The organism is Acidovorax sp. LjRoot129, assembly GCF_964253765.1.
Lineage (GTDB): Bacteria > Pseudomonadota > Gammaproteobacteria > Burkholderiales > Burkholderiaceae_C > Acidovorax.
Genome location: NZ_CAXUSE020000001.1, coordinates 3458220 through 3482500, shown reverse-complemented (window position 1 = coordinate 3482500; position 24281 = coordinate 3458220). Strand labels below are relative to the sequence as shown.

19 protein-coding genes and 2 rRNA genes are annotated in these 24281 nt (G+C 62.1%); 17 read left to right on the top strand and 4 right to left on the bottom strand.

Annotated elements, in window-relative coordinates; all coding sequences use genetic code 11:
* The first annotated feature begins 358 nt into the window (after positions 1-358).
* The 13 genes from ACSQ3Q_RS15965 to ACSQ3Q_RS15905 all read left to right on the top strand — a co-directional run bounded on the left by ACSQ3Q_RS15965 (position 359) and on the right by ACSQ3Q_RS15905 (position 15671).
* Positions 359-3237, top strand: a 23S ribosomal RNA gene (locus tag ACSQ3Q_RS15965).
* Positions 3238-3396: 159 nt separating this feature from the next.
* Positions 3397-3509: ribosomal RNA gene (gene rrf, locus ACSQ3Q_RS15960) — 5S ribosomal RNA — on the top strand.
* Between the two features lie 135 nt (positions 3510-3644).
* Positions 3645-4391: a 16S rRNA pseudouridine(516) synthase gene (locus ACSQ3Q_RS15955; RefSeq protein WP_436135330.1), complete on the top strand. Its 747-nt coding sequence runs from the start codon at positions 3645-3647 to the stop codon at positions 4389-4391.
* Between the two features lie 246 nt (positions 4392-4637).
* On the top strand, positions 4638-5621 hold the full coding sequence (locus ACSQ3Q_RS15950; protein WP_436135329.1) for a YncE family protein: 984 nt from the start codon (positions 4638-4640) through the stop codon (positions 5619-5621).
* A complete protein-coding gene (locus tag ACSQ3Q_RS15945) occupies positions 5621-6451 on the top strand; it encodes a polysaccharide deacetylase family protein (protein ID WP_436135328.1) in 831 nt (276 codons plus the stop codon). The genes ACSQ3Q_RS15950 and ACSQ3Q_RS15945 overlap by 1 nt, the downstream gene beginning before the upstream one ends.
* Before the next feature lie 77 nt (positions 6452-6528).
* Entirely contained in the window at positions 6529-7545 is a 1017-nt protein-coding gene (locus tag ACSQ3Q_RS15940) for a sterol desaturase family protein (RefSeq protein WP_436135327.1), read from the top strand.
* Between the two features lie 38 nt (positions 7546-7583).
* Positions 7584-8531, top strand: coding sequence for an EI24 domain-containing protein (locus ACSQ3Q_RS15935; protein ID WP_436135326.1), 948 nt, complete (start codon positions 7584-7586; stop codon positions 8529-8531).
* Entirely contained in the window at positions 8528-9349 is an 822-nt protein-coding gene (locus tag ACSQ3Q_RS15930; RefSeq protein ID WP_436135325.1) for a competence/damage-inducible protein A, read from the top strand. Before ACSQ3Q_RS15935 ends, ACSQ3Q_RS15930 begins: the two co-directional genes overlap by 4 nt.
* A 173-nt stretch (positions 9350-9522) precedes the next feature.
* Entirely contained in the window at positions 9523-10938 is a 1416-nt protein-coding gene (glnA, locus tag ACSQ3Q_RS15925) for a type I glutamate--ammonia ligase (protein ID WP_436135324.1), read from the top strand.
* 212 nt (positions 10939-11150) lie between these two features.
* Positions 11151-11660 carry a hypothetical protein gene (locus ACSQ3Q_RS15920; RefSeq protein WP_436135323.1) on the top strand — a complete coding sequence of 170 codons (510 nt, stop codon included), beginning with the start codon at positions 11151-11153 and terminating at the stop codon, positions 11658-11660.
* Between the two features lie 117 nt (positions 11661-11777).
* Positions 11778-12800, top strand: a complete 1023-nt coding sequence (glnL, locus tag ACSQ3Q_RS15915; RefSeq protein WP_436135322.1) for a nitrogen regulation protein NR(II) — start codon at positions 11778-11780, stop codon at positions 12798-12800.
* A 41-nt stretch (positions 12801-12841) separates the two neighbouring features.
* On the top strand, positions 12842-14506 hold the full coding sequence (gene ntrC / locus ACSQ3Q_RS15910; RefSeq protein ID WP_436135321.1) for a nitrogen regulation protein NR(I): 1665 nt from the start codon (positions 12842-12844) through the stop codon (positions 14504-14506).
* Between the two features lie 226 nt (positions 14507-14732).
* The gene (locus ACSQ3Q_RS15905) at positions 14733-15671 is read left to right on the top strand and encodes a ferritin-like domain-containing protein (RefSeq protein ID WP_436135320.1); all 939 of its coding nucleotides are present in this window, start codon (positions 14733-14735) and stop codon (positions 15669-15671) included.
* Positions 15672-16011: 340 nt separating this feature from the next.
* Here ACSQ3Q_RS15905 and xth read toward each other — a convergent pair whose 3' ends face one another.
* From xth to ACSQ3Q_RS15885, 4 genes are all read right to left on the bottom strand, one after another.
* A complete protein-coding gene (gene xth / locus ACSQ3Q_RS15900; RefSeq protein ID WP_436135319.1) occupies positions 16012-16788 on the bottom strand; it encodes an exodeoxyribonuclease III in 777 nt (258 codons plus the stop codon).
* A 73-nt stretch (positions 16789-16861) separates the two neighbouring features.
* On the bottom strand, positions 16862-17350 hold the full coding sequence (locus tag ACSQ3Q_RS15895; RefSeq protein WP_436135318.1) for a dihydrofolate reductase: 489 nt from the start codon (positions 17348-17350) through the stop codon (positions 16862-16864).
* A gap of 26 nt (positions 17351-17376) precedes the next feature.
* Positions 17377-17988: a DUF4337 domain-containing protein gene (locus tag ACSQ3Q_RS15890; RefSeq protein WP_436135317.1), complete on the bottom strand. Its 612-nt coding sequence runs from the start codon at positions 17986-17988 to the stop codon at positions 17377-17379.
* 101 nt (positions 17989-18089) lie between these two features.
* Positions 18090-18929 carry a thymidylate synthase gene (locus tag ACSQ3Q_RS15885; protein ID WP_436135316.1) on the bottom strand — a complete coding sequence of 280 codons (840 nt, stop codon included), beginning with the start codon at positions 18927-18929 and terminating at the stop codon, positions 18090-18092.
* A 110-nt stretch (positions 18930-19039) separates the two neighbouring features.
* Between ACSQ3Q_RS15885 and ACSQ3Q_RS15880 the strand changes: the two genes are divergently transcribed.
* From ACSQ3Q_RS15880 to ACSQ3Q_RS15865, 4 genes are all read left to right on the top strand, one after another.
* Complete coding sequence (locus tag ACSQ3Q_RS15880; RefSeq protein WP_436135315.1) at positions 19040-19561, top strand: hypothetical protein; 522 nt, start codon at positions 19040-19042, stop codon at positions 19559-19561.
* A 96-nt stretch (positions 19562-19657) separates the two neighbouring features.
* Positions 19658-20170: a sigma-70 family RNA polymerase sigma factor gene (locus ACSQ3Q_RS15875; RefSeq protein WP_436135314.1), complete on the top strand. Its 513-nt coding sequence runs from the start codon at positions 19658-19660 to the stop codon at positions 20168-20170.
* Entirely contained in the window at positions 20167-21252 is a 1086-nt protein-coding gene (locus tag ACSQ3Q_RS15870) for a FecR domain-containing protein (RefSeq protein ID WP_436135313.1), read from the top strand. The genes ACSQ3Q_RS15875 and ACSQ3Q_RS15870 overlap by 4 nt, the downstream gene beginning before the upstream one ends.
* 356 nt (positions 21253-21608) lie before the next feature.
* Positions 21609-24092 carry a TonB-dependent siderophore receptor gene (locus tag ACSQ3Q_RS15865; protein WP_436135312.1) on the top strand — a complete coding sequence of 828 codons (2484 nt, stop codon included), beginning with the start codon at positions 21609-21611 and terminating at the stop codon, positions 24090-24092.
* The last annotated feature ends 189 nt before the right edge of the window (positions 24093-24281 follow it).

Here is a 24281-nt window from a genome sequence, read left to right as displayed (position 1 = left end):
AACATAGCGGTAGAAATAATTCAACACCAAAGCGGCTTTGACTGGAAACGGTTGAGGCTTCTTTGTTGTTGATCAATATCGATTGATCAATCGGCTGTTCTTTAAAAATTCATAGAGTCGAATCAGCGTTGTCAGAGGAAACTGCACATTCGTAAAGGTTTAGTGCAGACCGTGCCTCTGATGACAATTTTTTGATTGCGTCAAAACGAATATTCAAACCTAGTTTGAAATTCTTAAGTAATACGATGACAACTCGAAAGAGTTGAAGTTGTTTACGGCATAACGCGCTAGGTGAAAGACCTAGCAAGTCCTTGAAAGATTAGATGGCGATGTTTCGAAAGAGACGTCAAAGTTATAGGGTCAAGTGACTAAGAGCATGTGGTGGATGCCTTGGCGATTACAGGCGACGAAAGACGTGATAGCCTGCGATAAGCTTCGGGGAGCTGGCAAATAAGCTTTGATCCGGAGATTTCTGAATGGGGAAACCCACCTCGCAAGAGGTATCGCATGATGAATACATAGTCATGCGAGGCGAACCGGGTGAACTGAAACATCTCAGTAGCTCGAGGAAAAGACATCAACCGAGATTCCGAAAGTAGTGGCGAGCGAAATCGGAAGAGCCTTCTATTGATAGCACGATTGTTAGCAAAACGGAATGGAAAGTCCGGCCATAGCAGGTGATAGCCCTGTATGCGAAAACAGACGTGTGGTACTAAGGTAGAGACAAGTAGGGCGGGACACGAGAAATCCTGTCTGAATATGGGGGGACCATCCTCCAAGGCTAAATACTCGTAATCGACCGATAGTGAACCAGTACCGTGAGGGAAAGGCGAAAAGAACCCCGGGAGGGGAGTGAAATAGATCCTGAAACCGCATGCTTACAAAAAGTAGGAGCCCGCAAGGGTGACTGCGTACCTTTTGTATAATGGGTCAGCGACTTACATTCAGTGGCAAGGTTAACCGAATAGGGAAGCCGTAGAGAAATCGAGTCCGAATAGGGCGAATCAGTCGCTGGGTGTAGACCCGAAACCAAGTGATCTATCCATGGCCAGGATGAAGGTGCCGTAACAGGTACTGGAGGTCCGAACCGACTAGTGTTGCAAAACTAGCGGATGAGCTGTGGATAGGGGTGAAAGGCTAAACAAACTTGGAAATAGCTGGTTCTCTCCGAAAACTATTTAGGTAGTGCCTCAAGTATTACCGTCGGGGGTAGAGCACTGTTTAGGCTAGGGGGTCATGGCGACTTACCAAACCTATGCAAACTCCGAATACTGACGAGTACAGCTTGGGAGACAGAGCACCGGGTGCTAACGTCCGGACTCAAGAGGGAAACAACCCAGACCGCCAGCTAAGGTCCCTAAAATTGGCTAAGTGGGAAACGAAGTGGGAAGGCTAAAACAGTCAGGATGTTGGCTTAGAAGCAGCCATCATTTAAAGAAAGCGTAATAGCTCACTGATCGAGTCGTCCTGCGCGGAAGATGTAACGGGGCTAAGCCAGTTACCGAAGCTGCGGATGTGCAATTTATTGCACGTGGTAGGAGAGCGTTCTGTAGGCCTGTGAAGGTGTCTGGTGACGGATGCTGGAGGTATCAGAAGTGCGAATGCTGACATGAGTAGCGTTAAAGGGGGTGAAAAGCCCCCTCGCCGTAAGCGCAAGGTTTTCTACGCAACGTTCATCGGCGTAGAGTGAGTCGGCCCCTAAGGCGAGGCAGAGATGCGTAGCTGATGGGAAACAGGTCAATATTCCTGTACCGATCAATAGTGCGATGTGGGGACGGAGAAGGTTAGCTCAGCCAACTGTTGGATATGTTGGTTCAAGCCTGTAGTCGTGCCTGGTAGGCAAATCCGCCGGGCTTAGATGAGGGGTGATAACGAGTCTGCTTGCAGACGAAGTGAGTGATACCCTGCTTCCAGGAAAAGCCACTAAGCTTCAGCTATTGACGACCGTACCGCAAACCGACACTGGTGCGCGAGATGAGTATTCTAAGGCGCTTGAGAGAACTCAGGAGAAGGAACTCGGCAAATTGATACCGTAACTTCGGGAGAAGGTATGCCCCAAGTAGGTGAACCTGTACAAGGCGAGCCCAACGGGGTTGCAAAAAATCGGTGGCTGCGACTGTTTAATAAAAACACAGCACTCTGCAAACACGAAAGTGGACGTATAGGGTGTGACGCCTGCCCGGTGCTGGAAGATTAAATGATGGGGTGCAAGCTCTTGATTGAAGTCCCAGTAAACGGCGGCCGTAACTATAACGGTCCTAAGGTAGCGAAATTCCTTGTCGGGTAAGTTCCGACCTGCACGAATGGCGTAACGATGGCCACACTGTCTCCTCCTGAGACTCAGCGAAGTTGAAATGTTTGTGATGATGCAATCTCCCCGCGGAAAGACGGAAAGACCCCATGAACCTTTACTGTAGCTTTGTATTGGACTTTGAACAGATCTGTGTAGGATAGGTGGGAGGCTTTGAAGTGAGGTCGCTAGATCTCATGGAGCCAACGTTGAAATACCACCCTGGTGTGTTTGAGGTTCTAACCTAGGTCCATTATCTGGATCGGGGACAGTGCATGGTAGGCAGTTTGACTGGGGCGGTCTCCTCCCAAAGCGTAACGGAGGAGTTCGAAGGTACGCTAGTTACGGTCGGACATCGTGACGATAGTGCAATGGCATAAGCGTGCTTAACTGCGAGACTGACAAGTCGAGCAGATGCGAAAGCAGGACATAGTGATCCGGTGGTTCTGTATGGAAGGGCCATCGCTCAACGGATAAAAGGTACTCTGGGGATAACAGGCTGATACCGCCCAAGAGTTCATATCGACGGCGGTGTTTGGCACCTCGATGTCGGCTCATCTCATCCTGGGGCTGTAGCCGGTCCCAAGGGTATGGCTGTTCGCCATTTAAAGAGGTACGTGAGCTGGGTTTAAAACGTCGTGAGACAGTTTGGTCCCTATCTTCCGTGGGCGCTGCAGATTTGAGGAAGCCTGCTCCTAGTACGAGAGGACCGGAGTGGACACACCTCTGGTGTATCGGTTGTCACGCCAGTGGCATTGCCGAGTAGCTAAGTGTGGAAGAGATAACCGCTGAAAGCATCTAAGCGGGAAACTCGTTTCAAGATGAGATCTGCCGGGGCCTTGAGCCCCCTAAAGAGTCGTTCAAGACCAGGACGTTGATAGGTCAGGTGTGGAAGCGCAGTAATGCGTTAAGCTAACTGATACTAATTGCTCGTGAGGCTTGACCCTATAACTTTGATTGCCAGCATGCATCCAGAAATGAATGTGTGCAAAGCTCAAAGATTGTTATGCCAAGTTGACGCAGTCAAAACACCAAAAGCTGATTTAACTCTATGAATTCGTTGTACTGAACTCCCCACGCGGCGTTCAGTATGGCAACCCTTTATGCCTGATGACCATAGCAAGTTGGTACCACTCCTTCCCATCCCGAACAGGACAGTGAAACGACTTTGCGCCGATGATAGTGCGGGTTCCCGTGTGAAAGTAGGTCATCGTCAGGCTCTTACAGCCCAGAAAACCCCAGTCAGATATGACTGGGGTTTTTTGCTTTGGAAATTGCGAAAGCTAGAGAGCGGCAATACGTTCGCACAATATGAGCGCGCAGGGACCTACTGGGCCTGCGGCAGGAGCCCTTGATGCAGTTGCAGGACATTCTTTACTTCCAGGGATTTGGGACGCGTCGCGTCTGCGCCGGTTTGATTCAGCAGGGCTTTGTCGAGGTGCGGTCCGACCAGGGTTCGATCTATGTTCAGGTGACAGACGCCGCGGCTGATTTCGATGAGAACGGGTTGTGCTTCAAAGTCCAGGGTGTCGAGTGGCCTTACCAAGCCAAGGCATACCTCCTTTTGCACAAGCCGGCAGGAACGGAATGCTCGCAGAAGCCCTCGACCTATCCCAGCATCTATACCCTGCTCCCCGCCCCTTTGCGGCAACGGCCAACGAAAAGCGCCGTGCAAGGGGTTCAGGCTGTGGGTCGACTGGATCAAGACACTACCGGCTTTCTATTGCTGAGTGACGACGGCCAGTTCATCCATCGCATGAGTTCGCCCAAAAAGCATGTGCCCAAGGTTTACCAAGTGACCACCAAGCATCCGGTGGATGGCGCGCAGGTATCGAAACTTCTGGCAGGCGTGGTGCTGGACGACGATCCCAAGCCGGTGAAAGCCGCGGCATGCGAGCAAGTGGATTCGCATCGGCTGAATCTCACGTTGACTGAAGGTAAATACCACCAAGTCAAGCGAATGCTCGCGGCTGTGGGCAATCGCGTCGAAGGCTTGCATCGCTCGCGCGTCGGTGCCATGGAGCTGCCGGAAGACCTTGGTCCGGGCCAGTGGAGATGGCTCAGCGAGGGCGATCTCCAACTGTTGACACGCATCGACTGACATCGCCGACCAGGAGCTCGTCAGGCGGTGCGCTGAGCTACGTCGACCGCAAGCGCATATAACTCCCTGGACGGTGCAAACACGCCGATCCAAGCGACCATCTGTTGCCATATTTCTCTGACCGCGCACTTTGACTCGGCAATCGCGGTGAGCAAAAATTCGTTCCAGATCAAGGATGTTACGTGTTCGCATCAAAGTGCTGGTGAGTGCGGCGCTACACTCAAAGGCTGTGTTGAAAGTGGTCCTGTGAAGATTTTTTCGATTGCGCGTACGTGTATCGCCCTGGCTGGGCTTTCGATCTGGATGGGCGGGGTGTTGGCTTCAGCGCCACCGCTGTTTGTGCTCAATTCTCTGGAGGCCAACGTCAGTGTGATTGACCCGGCCACCTGGACCGAGACGTCACGCATTCCGACGGGCAAAGAGCCGCACCATCTGTACCTCACGCCCGATGAAAAATCCATCATCGTGGCCAACGCGCTAGGCGACACGCTGACCTTTTTGGACCCACGCACGGCGCAGGTTCAGCGCACAGTGCGTGGCATTGTGGATCCGTACCACCTGCGTTTTACTCCCGACATGAAGTGGTTCATCACCGCCGCCAATCGGCTGAACCATGTGGATTTTTACCGCTGGGACGGGAAAGATCTCACGCTTGTGCAGCGCGTCGCCACCTCGCGCACTCCCAGCCACTTGTGGATCGACAGCCGCAGCACGACGGTCTACTCCACCATGCAGGACAGCGATGAGCTGGTGGCCATCGACATCGCCACCCAGACCATCAAATGGCGCATCAAGACTGGTGCCATGCCTGCGGACATCTACGGCAGCTCCGACGACAAGCGATTGTTTGTGGGCCTTACCGGCAGTGACAGCGTAGAGGTCTTCGATGTTTCCGGCCGCGAGCCGGCGAGCATCCGAAAGATCAAGACCGGCAACGGTGCCCACGCTTTCCGTGCCGCGGGAGATGGGCGGCACCTGTACGTGAGCAACCGCGTGGCCAACTCCATCAGCAAGATCGACATGACTACGTATCAGGTGGTGGAGTCGTTCCCTGTGCCAGGAGGCCCGGACTGCATGGAAGTGTCTGCCGATGGCCGGCTGATCTACGTGAGTTCTCGCTGGGCGCGTAAGCTGTCTGTGGTCGACACCGAAACCAAAAAGGTGGTCCGTCAAGTCACGGTGGGCAAGTCGCCCCACGGCGTCTGGACGCTGCAACACGCTCCACGGTGATGCCAGCTGCGCGTGCCAGGGTAGAGCCCGTTGGCCTGCAAACCAACTTGATTCGAATTGCTATTATTTTTATAGCTTTAAGCGCTTATGTATCAGGCGCTGGGGCCCAAAATAACTGTGAAAAGCCTCTCTACCTGACCTTTGACACTGGCCACATGGGTGTTGCCCCGCTGGTGGCCGACGTCCTGAAGCGCCAGCAAGTGCGCGTCACCTTCTTTGCCGCCAATGAGCGCACGAAGGAAGGTGATGACAGCTTGGGTGACCATTGGGCGCCCTGGTGGAAAGCGCGTGCGGCTGAGGGGCACGAGTTTGCCTCGCACACCTGGGACCACACCTACTGGCGCGCCGACCTGGGCGATGCGCGCAATCCATCCTTCCGCGTTCGCCCGTCGGCGGGGCCGCGCGAGGGGCAAAATTTTGTGCTGACTGCGAAGCAGTACTGCGAAGAAGTCACCCGTGCTGCGGACCGCCTGAAAAGCATTACCGGCAAGCCGCCACTGCCGCTGTTTCGCGCACCGGGCGGAAAAACATCGCCCCAGTTGCTTGCAAGTGCCGCAGCCTGCGGCTACGCGCATGTCGGCTGGTCGCCAGCGGGTTTCCTGGGCGATGAATTGCCGACCGAAACCGCGAGCAACGATGCACTGTTGCGCAAGGCGCTGCGGGATGTGCGCAGCGGCGATATTTTGCTGGCGCATCTTGGCATCTGGTCTCGCAAGGACCCTTGGGCACCTGCTGTGCTGGAGCCGCTGATCGTCGGTTTGAAGGAGCGGGGGTTTTGTTTCAGGACACTGCGGGAGCACCCTGACTACGCAAATACGATTCGCCGCTAGGGCTCATTGCAGTGGGCGATCGATGAGGACAAACGCCAGCGCGCGATGCGCGTGGCCCAATGGACGGAGCGTGAGCGATGGATTGGCTGAATTGGCTGAGTAACGGGTTTGACGCTGCGCAACAGTGGCTGTTTGAGAGCGTGGTGCAGCCGCTGATGTTCTCCGTGGGGCTGGGTAGCCAATTGGAGAGTGGCTACGAAGCTTCAGGCTGGATTTTGGTGGGGCTGCTCCAGCTGGTGGTCATTGCGGCAGTGATCGGCCCGCTGCAGCGCTGGAAGCCCGTGGAGGCGGTCACTGACCGCGCCACGGTGCGCACGGACATTCTCTACACGTTGGTCCACCGGTTGGGTCTGTTCCGGCTGGGTCTGTTCCTGGCGGTGGACCCGCTGGCGGATTCGCTCTTCGGCACCTTGCGAATGGCCGGCATCAGCACCTTTCAATTGGATGGTGTGTGGCCCGGCTTCACCGATGTGCCCTGGGTCAGCCTGCTGCTTTACCTCGTCGTGTTCGACTTCGTAGACTACTGGATCCACCGCGGCCAACATCACTTTGAATGGTGGTGGCGCCTGCACTCGCTGCACCATGCGCAGCGCCAGATGACCATGTGGAGCGATAACCGCAACCACCTCTTTGATGACCTGCTGCGCGACACCATCCTGGTCGTGGTCGCTCAGCTTATTGGCGTTGCCCCGGGTCAGTTCATCGCCATCGTGGTCATTACGCAGCTCAGTGAAAGCTTTCAGCACGCCAACGTGCGGCTGTGGTTTGGGCACTGGGGCGAGCGGCTGTGGGTCAGCCCGCGGTTTCATCGCCTGCACCACAGCATTGGCATCGGCCACGAAACGTTGAAGCCAATGGACACCGCGTCGGGCAATCCCCCGAGGTACCGCGTGGTGTTGGGTGGCCACAATTTTGGCGTGCTGCTTCCGTGGTGGGACATCCTTTTGCGCACCGCCAATTTCGAACAGCGTTATGACCCAACCGGTGTTCGTGATCAGGTGGAGCCCGGCCCCGACGGCAAAGTGCGCGACTATGGCCGCGGTTTTTGGTCGCAGCAGTGGCGGGGCGTGCTCCGGCTGCTGGGCCGGGCCTGAAAGGCCCTTCAACCGTTCCAGAAGGTATGCTCGCCGACATGGGACTACTGCTCGATTCCTTCTGGCGTGCCGCGGCGTATTGTCTGCGCCCGCGTGTGATCGCCCTGTCGATCTTGCCGCTCCTGGTGATGGTGGCGCTGGCGCTGGGTCTGGGCTATTTCTATTGGGATGCAGCGGTGCACGGCATGCGTGGGCTGCTGGACGCTTCTGCATGGCTGACGAGCTTCTGGGGTTGGTTGCAGGGCTGGGGTCTGGGGGATGTGACGGGAGTCGTCGCCCCATTGATGGTGGTGCTGGCGGTCGCACCGGTTCTGGTGGTGGTATCCCTGCTGCTCGTGGCCGTGTTGATGACGCCCGCGCTGGTGGCCTTGGTGGCAGACCGGCGCTTCCCGGCGCTGGAGCGCAAGAAGGGCGGCTCCTTTATCGCCAGCATCGCCTGGTCGCTTGGATCGACCGTGCTGGCTCTCATCGCCCTGGTGGTGTCTGTGCCGCTGTGGCTGGTGCCACCCCTGGTGCTGATCCTGCCACCGTTGATCTGGGGCTGGCTCACCTACCGGGTCATGGTGTTTGATGCGCTCGCAGACCACGCCACCAAAGAAGAGCGCCAGGAAATTTTCCGCCGGCACCGCAGCAGTCTGCTGGGCATCGGCATTGTTACGGGTTACCTGGGCGCGGCGCCCAGCATCGTTTGGGCTTCGGGCGTGGTGTTTGCGGCCGCATTTTTTGTGCTGGTGCCGCTGGCGATCTGGATCTATACGCTCGTATTTGCTTTCTCTTCGTTGTGGTTCGCGCATTACGCACTCGCTGCCCTGGAGCGCTTGCGCGCAGAAGCTGCGGCCGCAGCGCCGGACGCCTCGTTCACGCCCGCGGACATCGTGTCGGCCCAGGGTGCGGGCGCTAGCACCTTCGATGGTCTCGCCGCACCGGCACCCGTCGTCGCGTTGCCACCGCCGGCATCTCCCGCCAACCAAACCCCTTCGTCATGACACCCACATTTGGCCTCATCATCGTCGGCGACGAAATCCTGTCGGGCAAGCGTGCCGACAAGCACATGCCCAAGGTCATTGAACTGCTGGCAGCCCGCGGACTTGCGCTGGCCTATGCGGACTACGTGGGCGACAACCCGGACCGTATTACGGCCACCTTGCAGCGAGCCTTCGCTTCGAGCGACATCGTGTTCTCTTGCGGCGGTATCGGCGCAACGCCGGATGACCACACGCGGCAATGCGCAGCGCGCGCCCTGGGGCGAGACCTGGCACTGCACCCCGAAGCAGAAGCCCTGATCCGAGAGCGCATGCAGGACGTGGCACGTGAACAAGGCATGCCCTACGAGGCGGACCGCCCGGATAACCTGCATCGGCTCAACATGGGCATGTTCCCGGCGGGTGCGCGCATCATTGCCAACCCCTACAACAAGATCCCTGGCTTCAGCTGCGACGGCGTGGGCGGCGGGGCGGTGCACTTCGTGCCGGGTTTTCCCGTCATGGCCTGGCCGATGATCGAAGGAGTGCTGGACCAGCACTACACCGCACATTTCAACCGCACGCCCCAGACGGAGCAGTCGGTCGTGGTGTACGGCGCGATGGAGGCGGCACTCACCCCCTTGATGGAGCGCATTGAACAGTCGCACCCGTCGATCCGCGTGTTCAGTTTGCCCAGCGTGGATCATCCACAATACGGGCGGCACATCGAACTGGGTGTCAAAGGTCCAGCGACACTTGTCCCCGCTGCGTGGAAGGACCTCCAGCAGGGTTTGCACGAATTTGGTGCGCAATGCGGCCCCGAATTGGTGCGCAACTTGTGATGTCTCTGGATGATCCACTGACTGCGCCATATTGGTGCAATTCAATCGGTGTGCTGTCGGCCTGCAGTCCGTAGTGCTCCTTCATAGTGCGGTGCCTGCACCCGGCTGGCACGCAAACTGCTTTTGTTTACGCAAATCTTTTTTTCAACAAGCGCTTTACCCAGGAGAACCTGATGGCCAAGACCGTTGCAGACGTGATGAAGATGGTGAAGGAGAACGAAGTCAAGTTCGTTGACTTCCGTTTTACGGACACCCGTGGCAAGGAACAGCACGTGACAGTGCCCGTTTCCCACTTTGATGAAGACAAGTTCACGTCCGGCCATGCATTCGACGGCTCCTCGGTAGCCGGCTGGAAGGGCATCGAAGCCTCGGACATGCAACTCATGCCCGACCCCAGCACCGCCAACATCGATCCCTTCTTTGAAGAAACCACGCTGTTCCTGCAGTGCGATGTGATCGAACCCGGTGACGGCAAGGCCTACGACCGTGACCCACGCTCCATCGCCAAGCGCGCTGAAGCCTACCTCAAGGCCTCCGGCCTGGGCGACACCGCCTTCTTTGGCCCAGAGCCAGAATTCTTCATCTTCGACGGCGTGCGCTGGAGCAACGAACCCGGCCGCGTGTTCAGCGAAATCGAAGAATACGAAGCCCCATGGAACTCGGGCTCCAAGCTCGAAGGCGGCAACCGTGGCCACCGTCCCACCGTCAAGGGCGGCTACTTCCCAGTGCCCCCCGTCGACAGCACGCAAGACATGCGCGCTGAAATGTCCCTGATCCTCGAATCCCTGGGCATCCCGGTCGAAGTGTTCCACCACGAAGTGGCGGGCGCTGGCCAGAACGAAATCGGCACGCGTTTCAGCACGCTGGTCGAGCGCGCTGACTGGACCCAGGTCCTGAAGTACGTTGTCTGGAACGTGGCCAACGCCTACGGCAAGACCGCCACCTTCATGCCTAAGCCCTACGCCGGCGACAACGGCTCCGGCATGCACGTGCACCAGTCCATCTGGAAGGATGGCAAGAACCTGTTCGCAGGCGACGGCTATGCTGGCCTGTCGGACTTCGCGCTGTACTACATCGGCGGCATCATCAAGCACGCACGTGCCCTGAACGCCATTACCAACCCCGGGACGAACTCGTACAAGCGTCTGGTGCCCGGCTTCGAAGCCCCTGTGAAGCTGGCCTACTCGGCCCGCAACCGCTCGGCTTCGATCCGCATTCCTTACGTCGCCAACCCCAAGGGCCGCCGCATCGAAGCACGCTTCCCCGATCCATCGGCCAACCCTTATCTGGCCTTCTCGGCTTTGATGATGGCCGGCCTGGACGGTGTGGAAAACAAGATCCATCCCGGCGAAGCCGCCACGAAGGATCTGTACCATCTGCCGCCCGAGGAAGACAAGCTGGTGCCTACCGTGTGCCACAGCCTGGACCAAGCGCTGGAATACCTGGACAAGGACCGCGAGTTCCTGACCAAGGGTGGTGTGTTCACCGACTCCATGCTGGATGCCTACATCGAGCTGAAGATGGGCGAAGTCACGCGCTTCCGCATGGCTCCTCACCCTGTCGAATTCGACATGTACTACTCGCTGTAATCGCCTGCCTGCAGGTTGTTACCTCTAGAAAAAGGCGGCGCAAGCCGCCTTTTTTCATGGCGCGTCGGTGGCGCGCTGTGCAACGGAACCCACTGCTCGCCCGTTGTGTCCTTGAGCAATGCCCTGTGCAGGCCTGCTGGTGTTGGATTGGCGATGCAAGGTGATTGGTGGATACTCACCGCACCCCCTGCATGGCAGTGCGAGGAAACCGAATGAAGAAAACGCTGATTACCCTGTTACTGATTGCTGCGACGGCTCCCGCCGTCTGGGCCCAAGACCGCATTTACCGCTGCGGCAACGAATACACGAACAACGCGCAACAGGCCAGGGAGCGCGGCTGCAAGCTGGTCGAAGGCGGCAACGTCACCGTGGTGCAGGGCACCCGCCCCGCGGGTGCCGCGGCGCCTGCGTCGGGTGGTGGGGGTACTGCTGCCCCATCCTCGGCATCGCCGCCCTCGGCACCCCGCGTCAACAACAACGACCAGAAGGCCCGCGACTCTGATGCCCGCGCGATCCTCGAGTCAGAACTGCGCAAGGCCGAAGCCCGCCATGCCGACCTGGTGAAGGAATACAACGGCGGCAATCCCGAGCGCAACGCGCTCGATCTGCGCAACCCCCAGCGCTACATGGAGCGCACGGCTGAGCTCAAGGCCAACGTAGCCCGCAGCGAGAGCGATATTGCCGGCATCAAGCGCGAGATCTCACGCCTGCCGGCCAATTGAGCGGATCGCCCAGCGACTCTGTCTGACCTTTTGCCACACCGCACTCGCGTGAGCGACCTTCCTTCTGCCGCTGATGCCCCGTCCTCCGACACGGGGCGTTTTCATTCGTTGGACTTGATGTCTACCTTGGTGGCAGTGCTGCGGGCCGACGGGGCCGTGCAGTTTGCCAACGCCGCGCTGGAGAACACGCTGGGCCTTTCGCGCCGCACCCTCGAGGGCGCCGACTTCTCCACCTTCTTCACCGACCCCGCGTTGCTGCAGACCGCGCTGGCGGGTGCCCGCGGCAAGGACTTCGCCGCGTTGCGCTACGAAGCCGGCCTCAAACGCCTTCACCAGGACCCGGTGCCCGTGCATGTGAGCGTGGCCGACGCCGAGCAAGTGGGCGAGATTCTGGTGGAGCTGTGGCCGCTGGAGCAGCAGGCCCGGCAGGACCGCGAAGAGCGCCTGATTGACCAGGCGCAGGCCAACAAGGAGCTGATCCGCAATCTGGCCCATGAGATCAAGAACCCGCTGGGTGGCATCCGCGGCGCGGCGCAGCTTTTGGAGATGGAGCTTGAAAGCCGCGAGCTGACCGAATACACGCAGGTCATCATCCACGAAGCCGACCGGCTGCAAAGCCTGGTGGACCGGCTCCTGGCGCCGCATCGGCATCCGCACCTGGTAGGCGATGTGAACATCCACGAGGTGTGCGAACGCGTTCGCTCGCTCGTGCTGGTGGAGTATCCGCAGGGCCTCAAGGTCGTGCGCGACTACGACACTTCGATCCCCGAGTTCCGCGGCGACCGCGCGCAGCTCATCCAGGCGCTGTTGAACATCGTGCAGAACGCTGCACAGGCGCTGACCGAGCGCATTGCTGCAGGCGACGCCGTCATCACGCTGCGCACCCGTGTCGCGCGACAAGTAACGTTTGGTCGCCAGCGCTATCGGCTGGCACTGGAATTGCATGTCATCGACAACGGACCGGGCGTGCCCGACGCGATCAAGGAGCGGATTTTTTATCCTCTGGTGTCGGGTCGGGACGGCGGATCGGGGCTGGGGCTCACGCTGGCACAAACCTTTGTACAGCGGCACCACGGGTTGATCGAATGCGACAGCGTACCGGGTCGCACCGACTTCCGAATCCTGATTCCCTTGCCCTGAGGTCCCCTGACACACCACCACAGGGAAGGTAAGAAAAACATATGAAGCCGATCTGGTTAGTAGATGACGACCCCTCGATCCGCTTCGTCCTCGAAAAAGCCCTGGCGCGCGAAAACCTCCCTACGCGCAGCTTCACCCACCCGCGGGAAGTGCTCGACGCCCTGGCCGACGTCACGGTTGGGGACCCGGCCCGGCAGGGCCCCCAGGTTCTGGTGAGCGACATCCGCATGCCCGGCGGTTCGGGCCTGCAACTGCTGGAAAAAGTACGTGAGCTCCAGCCCGGTCTGCCGGTCATCATCATGACCGCGTACTCCGACCTCGACAGCGCCGTCTCGGCCTTCCAGCGCGGCGCTTTTGAATACCTGCCCAAGCCGTTTGATCTGCCCAAAGCCGTCGAGCTCATCCGCCGCGCCGTCGAAGAAAGCCAGCGCGAAGAGGTCACCGAAGAGCGCCAGGCAGAGGCCCCCGAAATGCTGGGCCAGGCGCCCGCCATGCAGGACGTGTTCCGCGCCATCGGCCGACTGAGCCAAAGCCAGGTCACCGTGCTCATCACCGGCGAATCGGGCTCCGGCAAAGAGCTGGTGGCGCGTGCGCTGCACAAGCATTCGCCGGTAGCCGACGGCCCATTTGTCGCCATCAACACTGCGGCCATTCCCAAGGACCTGCTCGAATCCGAACTCTTCGGCCACGAGCGCGGTGCCTTCACCGGCGCGCAGACGCAGCGGCGCGGTCGCTTCGAGCAGGCCGAGGGCGGCACGCTGTTCCTCGATGAAATCGGCGACATGCCCTTTGATTTGCAGACGCGCCTGCTGCGCGTGCTGTCGGACGGCCAGTTCTACCGCGTGGGGGGCCACGCTGCCGTCAAGTCGCACGTGCGCGTGATCGCTGCGACCCACCAGGACCTGGAGCGGCGCGTGAAGGAGGGCGGGTTCCGCGAGGACTTGTTCCACCGCCTGAACGTCATCCGCCTGCGCCTGCCTGCGCTGCGCGAGCGGCGCGAAGACGTGCCCGTGCTCACGCGCCACTTTCTGCAGCAAAGCGCGCGGCAGCTGGGTGTGGAGCCCAAGCGCATTGCCGACTCGGCCATTGCGCGGCTCGAGCAGTTCGGGTTTCCGGGCAACGTGCGCCAGTTGGAGAACATCTGCCACTGGCTCACGGTCATGGCGCCGGCACAGGTCATCTCGCAGCAGGATTTGCCGCCAGAGGTGCTCGAGGCCCCGGTCTCCCAATTGGCGCAGCGTGTTGGCGCGGCCAGCGAGGCCGCCGCGGCGCAACAGCAGGCTCACCCTGGATCCGGCGCGGCAGCCCCATACGCCAGCACTCCGGCGGCGCCCGCTGAGCGGGTCGGCGGCATACATCCCCCAGCCACCTCGGCCACGGCCGTGGGCGGGGCGTCCGGCGGCCCAGCAGCGGCTGCGTGGTCGGGTGCGCCCGATGGCGCCGGGGCCCCCGTCGCGCCCGCTGCAGTGAACGTCAGCAACACCTGGGAACAGGCGCTGGAAACCGAGGCGCAAAAACTTCTCTCTGGCGGTCAGCCCGAGGTGTGGGACGCGCTCACGCGGCGCTTCGAATCTCGCCTGATCCGCACGGCGTTGGCCGCGACCCACGGCCGCCGGATGGAAGCCGCGCAGCGCCTGGGCATCGGCCGCAACACCATCACGCGCAAAATCCAGGAACTGGGCCTGGATGCGCCGGATGAAGTATAAAAATGGCCGATAGCGCTTGACATATAAGCGCATGAAGCTATTAAAAGCATAGCAATCGGTGTAGCTGCATTCTGCACAATGGGATGCCACCAGGCCTGCCTAGGGTGTAAGTCGCACGCCCGGCAGGGCTGGTTCGCGTCCTACATGCAGGCCCTCCATGGGCCGACCTCGTTCCCCCGGTGTGACTTGAACAATGAAGTCACTGTTAACCAACCGGAGAGCTTCTATGTCGGATTTCAACGATGCCAACCGTGACCCCCTGACCAACGAACCAGGTGCCCATCCTGTCGGAACCGGCGTGGGTGCGGCCATGGGCGGTGCAGCTGCTGGTGCCGCCGCCGGTGCCTTTGGCGGCCCTGTCGGTGCTGCAGTGGGTGCTGTAGCCGGTGCCGTGGCCGGCGGCCTGGCTGGCAAGGCCGCTGCCGAAGCAGTCAACCCTACGGAAGAAGACGCCTACTGGCGTGAGACCTACCATCGCGAGCCCTACTACGTGGGTGGCCGCACCTATGACCAATACCGTCCTGCTTACGAGCTGGGCTGGTCCTCGGTAGACCGCTACGAAGGTGACTTCGAGGCTGTCGAACCCCGTCTGGCTGATGACTGGCGCGCACGCCATGCCGACGGTTTGGCCTGGACGGACGCCCGTCCCGCAGCCCGCGCTGCGTGGGACCGCGCCGCAACCGCGCGCTTGAACAACAACGACCCCCTGGATGTGGCCGACACCGAAGACACGGTGGATGTGCTCAACGACCTGCTTGAATCTGCCCGTGATGGTGAATATGGCTTCAAGGCCTGCGCCGAACGCGCCACTTCGGCCCAGCTCAAGAACGTGTTCCAGCGCCATGCACAAGAGTGCGCCGCCGCCGGGACCGAACTTGAGCAGCATGTCCGTCGTCTGGGTGGCGAGCCTGCATCGGGTGGCACCGTGGCCGGTGCGCTGCACCGCGGCTGGGTGTCGGTCAAGTCGGCCCTGTCGATCAACGATGACAAGGCTGTGCTGGAAGAATGCGAACGCGGTGAAGACGCGGCTGTGGCCCGTTACCGCAAGGCGCTGAAGGCTACGCTGCCTGCCGACGTGCGTGCTCTGGTGGAGCGCCAGGCCCAAGGCGCACAGCGCAACCACGACGAAGTGCGCGGCCTGCGCGATTCGTTCGCCAACACCTGATCAGTTCGATAAACCGCGCCGAGGGCTCACCCGTGGGCTTTTGGCGGGGTGCTGAAGATGTAGCCTCTGCTGCAAAGCGTTCAGCATCGGCCAGGTAAAACAAAGGCTGCGAGGTAAATACCTTGCAGCCTTTTTCGCTTTGCGTGGCTAGGCAACGCATCGCATCGCATCGCTTTGACCACCGAGCGAAATCGACGGCCATGGCGTTGCTGCCGTTTGCGCTTTCCACTGCACCTGCTCACCTGCTCACCCCCGCAGTCCGAACTAAGCGCGCTGTGCGTTGCTTCGCGGGTCGCGGCCCCCTTGACGAACGTTCATACCCCGTAGACCGCGTTGGCCCTCACGCCATCGTCAACACCACCGGTGCATGGTCACTCGGCTGCGGGTTTTTGCGCGGAGCGCGGTCGACCGTGCAGCCGGTCACGCTCGGGCGCAGAGCATCGCTGACCAGGATGTGGTCGATGCGCAGGCCGCGGTTCTTTTGAAAGCCCAGCATGCGGTAGTCCCACCACGAATACGCCTTCTCGGGCTGGTCGAACATGCGAAAGGTATCGGTGAGGCCCAGCGAAATCAAATCCTGAAAGTGCTGGCGCTCTTCCACCGTGTGGTGAATCGTGTCCTTGAGGCCCACGGGGTCGAACGAATCGCGATCTTCCGGCGCAACGTTGAAGTCCCCCAGCAGCGCCAGCCGCGGGTGGGCCAGCAACTCCTCGCGCAGCCAGCGGTGCAGGGCGGACAGCCACAGCATCTTGTAGGCAAACTTTTCCGACCCAGGGGCCTGGCCGTTGACGAAATAGCAGTTCACCAGCCGCAGGGCACCGGCAGGCGTGTCAATCGTCGCGGCGATCACGCGCGCCTGCTCATCCGTATGGCCCGGGATGTTGCGCACCACGTCGCGCATCGGGTGGCGGCTCAGGATGGCCACGCCGTTGTACGTTTTCTGGCCAAAGGTCACCGCCCCATAGCCCGCCTCCTTGAGCGCATCGTGCGGAAACTTGTCGTCAGTGAGTTTGAGCTCTTGCAGGCACAGGGCGTCCACCGGGTTGGCTTGCAGCCAAGCCAGCACTTGCGGCAGGCGGACGGTGAGGGAGTTGATGTTCCAAGTCGCAATTTGCATGTTTTTTGGCCTCCAGCGCTTGATTTATAAGCGTTTTAAGCTATCAATTTATGAGTAATCCATCTGCGGCGCATCAGCTGGCGCGCACATAGGTCACAAAGCTGAACGCCAAGCCGTTGGTGCTGACATGGTGGCTGCGCGCTGATTCTGCCCATTCCGCGCCCAATGCAGGCGCGTAGGCGTCCCCGTCAAAAGCCTGGTCGATTTCAGTCACCTCCAGCCGGTCGGCCAGGGGCAAGGCCTCGGCGTAGATCTGGGCGCCGCCGATGATCCACACGGTCTGGCCGGCAGGGGCTTGCTGCAGTGCGTCCTGCAAGCTGGCAGCCCGCTCAGCGCCGTCGGCCTGCCAGTCGCCCTGGCGCGTGACAACGATATTGGTGCGGCCCGGCAGCGGCCGAAAACGCGGCGGCAGCGAATCCCAGGTCTTGCGGCCCATGACAACGGGGCAACCCAGCGTGAGCTGCTTGAAGTGCGCCATGTCCTCCGGAATGTGCCAGGGGATGGTGTTGTCCTTGCCGATAACGCCGTTGGCGGCGCGGGCGTAGATGAGGTGCAGGGGCATGGTCTTCGGGTCCTTTGATCAGGCTCTTAGATATGCAATGCCGCCATCACGCCTACTCCCAGGCCCAGTGCCGCCACGCCATACATGCCGTACTCGAGCCACTTCTTGCGCGTGAGCAGTGCAATGGCGGCCAGCGCGATCGCAACCTGCAGCGCCGTGGTGGCCTGGGCCCAGCGGTGGTGCTGGTGCATCTGAACTTCGCTCTTGCGGTCGAATTCGTGGGCGTCGGCTTCGAGCTTTTCGGCCGCGACCTTAATCTCGTTTTTCTCGGTCTCGTAACGCTCGATCTTGGTCTGGTAGCCGGCTTTGCGGTCATCGGGCGCCAGGTCGCGGGCCAGCTCCGCCAGCGACTGCTTGGTGCTCTTGGACTGGAAGTAATTCCACTGGTTGGATGCCTCGGTCTTCTTGATGGCTGCGTCGTTCTTGAGCAGGCCAGCATTGGCCTGCGTGGCCCCGCCCATGTACGAGAAGATCGCGCCCACCGTGGCCACGATGGCGGTGAACATCGCGATCTTGTTCATCGACGAGCCGCTGCCGCTTTCGGCACTGTGCTCCGCTGCATGGTCAGCGTGGCCGTGCGCCGCATGCTCTACCGCGTGGTCGTGGGGGCCGTGTACGTGAAATCCGCCGGAAGACATGGATGAAAACTCTTAGATGTAGGTTGTAGGGTGAGTGGCCAGCGCCAGGTGTCACCTGCCGGCAGGCTCAACAGGGCGGGGCGAAAAAGTCGCTTAAAGGATCAGACCGCGACAGGCGCCTTGATCGCCGGATGGCATTGGTACTCCAACACTTCAAAATCTTCGTACTCGTAGCCAAAGATGCTGTCCGGGCGGCGCTTGATATTCAGCACGGGGTAGGGGTAAGGCGTACGCGCTAGCTGCGTCTGCACCTGCTCGTGGTGGTTGCTGTAAATGTGGCAATCGCCACCGGTCCAGATGAAGTCGCCGACGTCCAGGTCGCACTGCTGCGCCACCATGTGCGTCAGCAAGGCATAACTGGCAATGTTGAACGGCACGCCGAGAAAGATGTCTGCGCTGCGCTGGTAAAGCTGGCAGCTGAGCGTGCCGCGCCCGCCGGGCTCCTGCGCTGGCGCTACGTAGAACTGGAAGAAGGCGTGGCAGGGCATGAGCGCCATCTTGTTCAACTCGGCCACGTTCCAGGCACTCACGATGATGCGGCGCGAGTCGGGATTCGTTTTGAGCGTCTTGATCACATCGCTGATCTGGTCGATGTGTCCGCCGTCCGGTGTGGGCCAGCTGCGCCACTGCACGCCGTACACGGGGCCCAGGTCGCCGTCCTCGCGCGCCCATTCGTCCCAGATGGTCACGCCGCGTTCTTTCAGCCAGTTGTTGTTACTCGACCCCGTGAGGAACCACAGCAGCTCCTGGATGATGGATTTGAGGTGCACCTTCTTCGTGGTGACCAGCGGAAAGCCTTCTTTCAAATCAAACCGCATCTGGTGGCCGAACACACTGGTCGTGCCGGTGCCGGTGCGGTCGGACTTGTGCACCCCATGGGTGAACACGTGGCGCATGAAGTCTTCGTATTGCGAGCGGACGGGGCGGGCGTGTTCTGTCATGGCGGTTGGAAGGCGAAAGATGCGATTTTAGGGGGACGGGTGCCGGCAGGAACCGGCTAAGCTCGCAGACCTTTTTGCCCCGCTGCCCTTTTTAGAAAGAAGCTCCGATCATGCGCCCTGTCTCCCCAGCCCCCTTGTCGCGCGCCGTGCTGGCCGCTCTTGCGTTGGTGATGCTGCTGCCAGGTTGCGGGGGCACGGTGCCCACCGCACCCACTGCGCCCCGCAAGGTCGCGCGTCCTGTGCCCAACGACATTGCTGCCGCGCCCGCCAATCCCTGGGCGAACCTGCAAACCCAGGTGGGCAACTATCCGGTCGGGGGCTCAGACTTCCTGCGTGCCGGCCCGCTGGCCGAGCGGCTGCGTGGGCTGCTCGGTCTTGCCAACTACAACGTGCTGCTGGACAACCTGCAGGTGAGTGGGCCGCTGCGGCAAGACGGCTCCATGCTCTACATCACCGGCAACCGGCCGCACGAAGGCAGCACGGAGGCCGCCGCCGTCGTTGTGCACGCCGCCACCGACACGGTGCGCGTGTGGCTGCTGACCGGGGGCGAGGAATGGGACGTGCAGGACCAGGGGACCCCGAAGACCCTGCCGGCCGACGTTGCCACGATGATGGAAAACGCGCGGCGCTGAGCGCGCTGCCGACCTGCCTGCGTGATGGCGTGCCCAGGGTCTGGGCGGGAATGTGTTTCTATAATCGAGAATCATTCTCAAAAAGGCCGTCACGCCATGTCTGCCGCTCACCCCCTGCACGCGCTCTACAGCCACCACCACGGGTGGCTGCAGTCCTGGCTGCGCCGGCGGCTCGGTTGTGCCGACGATGCGGCCGACCTGGCGCAGGACACCTTCGTGCGCCTGCTCGCACGGCCCACCGCCATCGCCCCCGACGCGATGCGCGAGCCACGCGCCTACCTGACCACGGTGGCACGCGGGCTGCTGGTGGACTTCTGGCGCCGGGGTGAACTGGAGCGCGCCTACCTGGCAGACCTGGCCCTGCAGCCCCAGGTGCTGCAGCCATCCCCTGAAGAGCGCATGGCCGCCGTGCAGATGCTCCACGCGGTCGATGCATTGCTGCAGGGCCTGACGCCGAAGACGCGCGCAGCGTGGCTGATGAACAGGCTCGATGGGCTCACGCATGCAGAGATTGCCGAGCAGTTGCAAGTGTCGGTGCCCCGCGTACGCCAGTACCTGGCCAACGCCATGCGCCACGCCTACCACCTGCGTTTTGGCGGCGCGGCGTGAGCAGTGCGGGCTGGACCACGGGTGGCCCACCTGGTGGTGCAGGCGACGACCACCCCGTGCCGCATGCCGTGCTGGAGGCCGCCATCGGCTGGCAACTGCGCCAGAGCGAGGGCGCCGCCTCGCCGGCGGACGCCCAAGCCCTGGCCGACTGGCTGGCCGCACACCCCGACCACGCCCGCGCCTGGCGCCAACTGGGCGACATCGACCAGCACCTGACCCGCGCCGCCGCAGGTCCCGGAGCCCGCGCAGCGTTGCTGCTGCCACCGCGCCGGCGCCGTTCTGCCCATGTGGCGGGCGCCGTGCTGGGCCTGGCATTGGCGGTGGCCTGCGGCGTGCTGGTGCTGGACCGCTACCAGCCCGTGGGCCAACTGCTGGCCGACCACCGCACCGCCACCGGCGAGCGCCGCACCATCGTGCTGCCCGACCAGACCGTGCTGCACCTGAACACCCGCAGCGCTGTGGATGTCGTGTTCAGCCAAGACCAGCGCGCCATCCACCTGCGCGCGGGCGAGGTGGCCGTGGAAACCAGCCATGCCGACCCGGCCGAGCGGCGCCCGTTCGTCGTGCTGACCGAGGACGGCAGCCTTCGCGCCCTGGGCACCCGCTTCACCGTGCGCCGCTGGCCACAGGCGCACACCCCTGGTATCGGTGAAGCACAGGGCCGTGGCACGCCCGCCACCGAGGTCGCCGTCACCCAGTCGGCCGTCGCGGCCCGCCCGGCGACCTGTGCGGCAGCGGCGTCCGAGCCGTGCGCTGCCGAGCGCATCGTGTCGGCCGGGCAGGGCGCGCGGCTGGAGGGCGGGCGGGTGGACCCGTGGGTGGCCCCGCCCGATGCCGATGCCTGGAAGGACGGCATGCTGGTCGTGGACAACCAACCCTTGGGCGAGGTGGTGGCCATGCTCGCGCGGCACCGGGTCGGCCACTTGGGTGTCGACCCCCGTGTGGCCGGGTTGCGTGTGACGGGCACGCTGCCCCTGGCGGACACCGACCAGGCCCTGCTGGCGCTGACCGCGGCCGTGCCGGTGGAGGTGGTCTGGACCACACGCTGGTGGGTCACGCTCAAGCCGCGTGCTGCGCCCTGAGGATGAAAATGTGAAGAAAATCGGCCGCTACCGCTTGATGGGAAAGCGCTGGCAGCTATCAAAAGATGAGTAACTTGGTGCGGCTGATCGACGGTTCCATTCAGTTCAACCCAGATCCACCAGCCGAAGTAGATCAACCTGGCCAACCAATTCACCCGGTTCTGCCCATTCGACACACGCCGGTCAGCGCAGGTCGCCGCTGCCAGCCGGCATCCCATCCACTGGCAATGTCGGCCCAGAAAAGAAATTGCCCCGGCCCCCTCTCACTTTTCGGCACCCGTTCGGCAGTCAGACAGAGACCGTGCATCCGCACGGTTGCCCCTCTTTTCTGACATGACCGTTTCGGAGCCTGACCCATGCCCTCTGCCGTTCTCCCCTTTCCGCTGAACCCCTGCGCTGCGGCGCTGCTGCTCGCGCTGGCGGCCTCTGCCGTGGCCGCACAGCCAGCCACGGCAGAGGCCCCTGCGCCCACGGCCAGCGCTGCGGCAGTGCGCGACTACGACCTGCCCGCCGGGCCACTGGGGGCTGCCCTCAACCGCATCGCGCGCGATGCAGGCTTGGCGCTCACCGCCGATGCGCAGTTGGTGGAAGGCCGCAACGCGGCGCCCGTGCGGGGCCGCTTCGATGCACCCGAGGCACTGCGCCGCGCGCTGGCGGGTTCGGGGCTGGAGCTGCGGCAGACCACGGGCGGCGTCTTCACGCTGCGCGAGGCATCGCGCCCTGCAGCGCAGGCACCCCGGCTCAGCGATGCCGCCACCCTGGGCGCCGTCACCGTGACGGCCAGCGCCGAGGCAGCGCCCGGCGATTTGCCGCCCGCCTATGCCGGCGGCCAGGTTGCCACGGGCAGCCGGGTCGGCCTGCTGGGTCACCAGAGCCTGATGGACACGCCGTTTCACATCACCAGCTACACGGCCGAACTCATGCAGGACCAGCAGGCGATCACCGTAGCCGATGTGCTGGCCAACGACCCGTCCGTGCGCACGGTGTCCTACAGCCTGACCAACGCTGCTGCGGGGGGCGACATCTTTCTGATCCGCGGCTTCTCGGTGCAGGACTCCGTGCTTTTCGACGGCATCGGCGGCATCGCCACCAACCGTGCCGTGGCGGTCGAAGCGGCTGAGCGCGTCGAGGTGCTCAAGGGCCCCAACGCGCTGCTCAACGGCATGGCGCCTGGGGCGGGCGGCGCGGTGGGCGGCGCCATCAACCTGGTGCCCAAGCGGGCGGGCGATGTGCCGCTGACCCGCCTGACTACCACTTACCTGTCCAAGGGCAACCTGGGCGGCCACCTGGACGTGGGCCGCCGGTTCGGCGACGACCACCAGTGGGGTGTGCGCTTCAACGGCGTCTACCGCGACGGAAAGACCGCCACCCAGGGCCAGTCCGTCGAGCTGGGGGCTGCGGCGCTGGCCGTGGACTACCGGGGCAGCCAGCTGCGGGCCTCGGTAGATGCCGGCCACCAGACGATGAACAACGAAGCGCCACAAGGCGCCGCGGGCTTCGGCATCGACGACGGCATTGCCATCCCCAGGCCGCCCCGGGCCAGCCATCGCATCGCGCAGGACTGGGAGTTCGCCAGGTCGCGCAGCAACTACCTCCTGGCCAAGGCAGAGTACGACCTCACCCCGGACTGGACGCTCTCTGCAGCCGCGGGTGGCAGCCACACGCGGTCCCGCTACCTCGCCACCGACGTGTTCGTGACCAGCGTGCAGGGCGATGCGCAGGCCACCACGTACTTCTGGCCCAACTGGACGAACTACCGCACCCTGCAAGGCGGCCTGCAGGGCACGGTGCGTGCCGGCGAGCTTACGCACCGCATCCACCTGCATGCGTCGTACCTGAAGAAGGACAGCGGCTTCACGGCGCAGTACTACGGCTTCGACAGCTTCGCCACGAACATGTATGCGCCCGCGGCCACCGCGCGTCCGTCCATCGACGGTTTCTCATCGCGGCCGCCCCAGACCGATTCCTTGCAGTTGCCGTCGGTGGCGCTGTCCGACACCGTCTCGCTGTGGCAAGACCGCCTGTCCGTCACCCTGGGTGCCCGCTACCAGCGCGTGAAGGTCGTCAAATACGACACCGCCACCGGGGCCGGCAGCGCCGCGTACGACGAGCACGCGGTGACGCCGGCGCTGGCGGCGGTGTTCAAGCTACAGCCGCACGTGTCGCTCTACGGCAATTACATCGAAGGGCTGGTCCAGGGCGATTCAGCACCGCTGGGCACCACCAACGCCGGGCAGGTGTTTCCGCCGGTCCGGACGAAGCAGCGGGAGGTGGGCGTGAAGGCCGACTGGGGCCGCTTCAGCACCACAGCGAGCCTGTTCCACATCCAAAAGCCGAGCGGGCTGGTGGCGTCCAACGGCGATGGCACGTTCACCTACCAGGTCGGTGCAGAGCAGCGCAACCGCGGGGTCGAGCTCAATGTCTTTGGCGAGGTGGCCCGGGGCACGCGCCTGCTAGGCGGCGTGACCTTCAACGATGCCCGGCTGACCCGAACCGAAGGCGGCACCTACAACGGCAACGCCGCGCCCAATGTGTCGCGCTGGCAGCTCAACCTGGGCAGCGACCACGACGTGGCTGCCGTTCCAGGACTGACGCTGTCGGCGCGCATGATCGCCAGCAGCGGGCAGCATGTGGACGCCGCCAACCTGCGGCGCATTCCGGGCTGGACGCGCTGGGACATCGGTGCCCGCTACAAGACCCAGGCGTGGGGCCGGCCGCTGGTGCTGCGCGCGGGTGTGGACAACCTGTTCAACCGCAACTACTGGTCCAGCGGCTCCGGCAACTGGCTGTATGTGGGAAGTCCTCGCACAGTGACTCTCTCTGCCACGTTGGATTTCTGACGGGAGCAGTGCTGCCGCGGGCGGGCGGGCAAATGGAGGGAGGAGGGGGTACTGGCTGCACCCAGTGGGTCTTGGTGCATGGAAATGTGGATTAAATTGACCTCTACCGCTTGATAGGTAAGCGCTAGCAGCTATTGATTTGATAGTAATCCGGGGCATTCGCTACGCCAACGCTGCAACGGGATAGCC

What these genes read in the sequence shown, in the direction of transcription:
- glnA (WP_436135324.1), top strand. Translation starts at nt 9,523, where the DNA reads ATGGCCAAGACCGTTGCAGACGTGATGAAGATGGTGAAGGAGAACGAA.
- ACSQ3Q_RS15945 (WP_436135328.1), top strand. Translation starts at nt 5,621, where the DNA reads ATGCCAGCTGCGCGTGCCAGGGTAGAGCCCGTTGGCCTGCAAACCAAC.
- xth (WP_436135319.1), bottom strand. Translation starts at nt 16,788, where the DNA reads ATGCAAATTGCGACTTGGAACATCAACTCCCTCACCGTCCGCCTGCCG.
- glnL (WP_436135322.1), top strand. Translation starts at nt 11,778, where the DNA reads ATGTCTACCTTGGTGGCAGTGCTGCGGGCCGACGGGGCCGTGCAGTTT.
- ACSQ3Q_RS15875 (WP_436135314.1), top strand. Translation starts at nt 19,658, where the DNA reads ATGTCTGCCGCTCACCCCCTGCACGCGCTCTACAGCCACCACCACGGG.
- ACSQ3Q_RS15895 (WP_436135318.1), bottom strand. Translation starts at nt 17,350, where the DNA reads ATGCCCCTGCACCTCATCTACGCCCGCGCCGCCAACGGCGTTATCGGC.
- ACSQ3Q_RS15885 (WP_436135316.1), bottom strand. Translation starts at nt 18,929, where the DNA reads ATGACAGAACACGCCCGCCCCGTCCGCTCGCAATACGAAGACTTCATG.
- ACSQ3Q_RS15920 (WP_436135323.1), top strand. Translation starts at nt 11,151, where the DNA reads ATGAAGAAAACGCTGATTACCCTGTTACTGATTGCTGCGACGGCTCCC.
- ACSQ3Q_RS15890 (WP_436135317.1), bottom strand. Translation starts at nt 17,988, where the DNA reads ATGTCTTCCGGCGGATTTCACGTACACGGCCCCCACGACCACGCGGTA.
- ACSQ3Q_RS15955 (WP_436135330.1), top strand. Translation starts at nt 3,645, where the DNA reads ATGCAGTTGCAGGACATTCTTTACTTCCAGGGATTTGGGACGCGTCGC.
- ACSQ3Q_RS15930 (WP_436135325.1), top strand. Translation starts at nt 8,528, where the DNA reads ATGACACCCACATTTGGCCTCATCATCGTCGGCGACGAAATCCTGTCG.
- ACSQ3Q_RS15905 (WP_436135320.1), top strand. Translation starts at nt 14,733, where the DNA reads ATGTCGGATTTCAACGATGCCAACCGTGACCCCCTGACCAACGAACCA.
- ACSQ3Q_RS15865 (WP_436135312.1), top strand. Translation starts at nt 21,609, where the DNA reads ATGCCCTCTGCCGTTCTCCCCTTTCCGCTGAACCCCTGCGCTGCGGCG.
- ACSQ3Q_RS15940 (WP_436135327.1), top strand. Translation starts at nt 6,529, where the DNA reads ATGGATTGGCTGAATTGGCTGAGTAACGGGTTTGACGCTGCGCAACAG.
- ACSQ3Q_RS15935 (WP_436135326.1), top strand. Translation starts at nt 7,584, where the DNA reads ATGGGACTACTGCTCGATTCCTTCTGGCGTGCCGCGGCGTATTGTCTG.
- ACSQ3Q_RS15880 (WP_436135315.1), top strand. Translation starts at nt 19,040, where the DNA reads ATGCGCCCTGTCTCCCCAGCCCCCTTGTCGCGCGCCGTGCTGGCCGCT.
- ntrC (WP_436135321.1), top strand. Translation starts at nt 12,842, where the DNA reads ATGAAGCCGATCTGGTTAGTAGATGACGACCCCTCGATCCGCTTCGTC.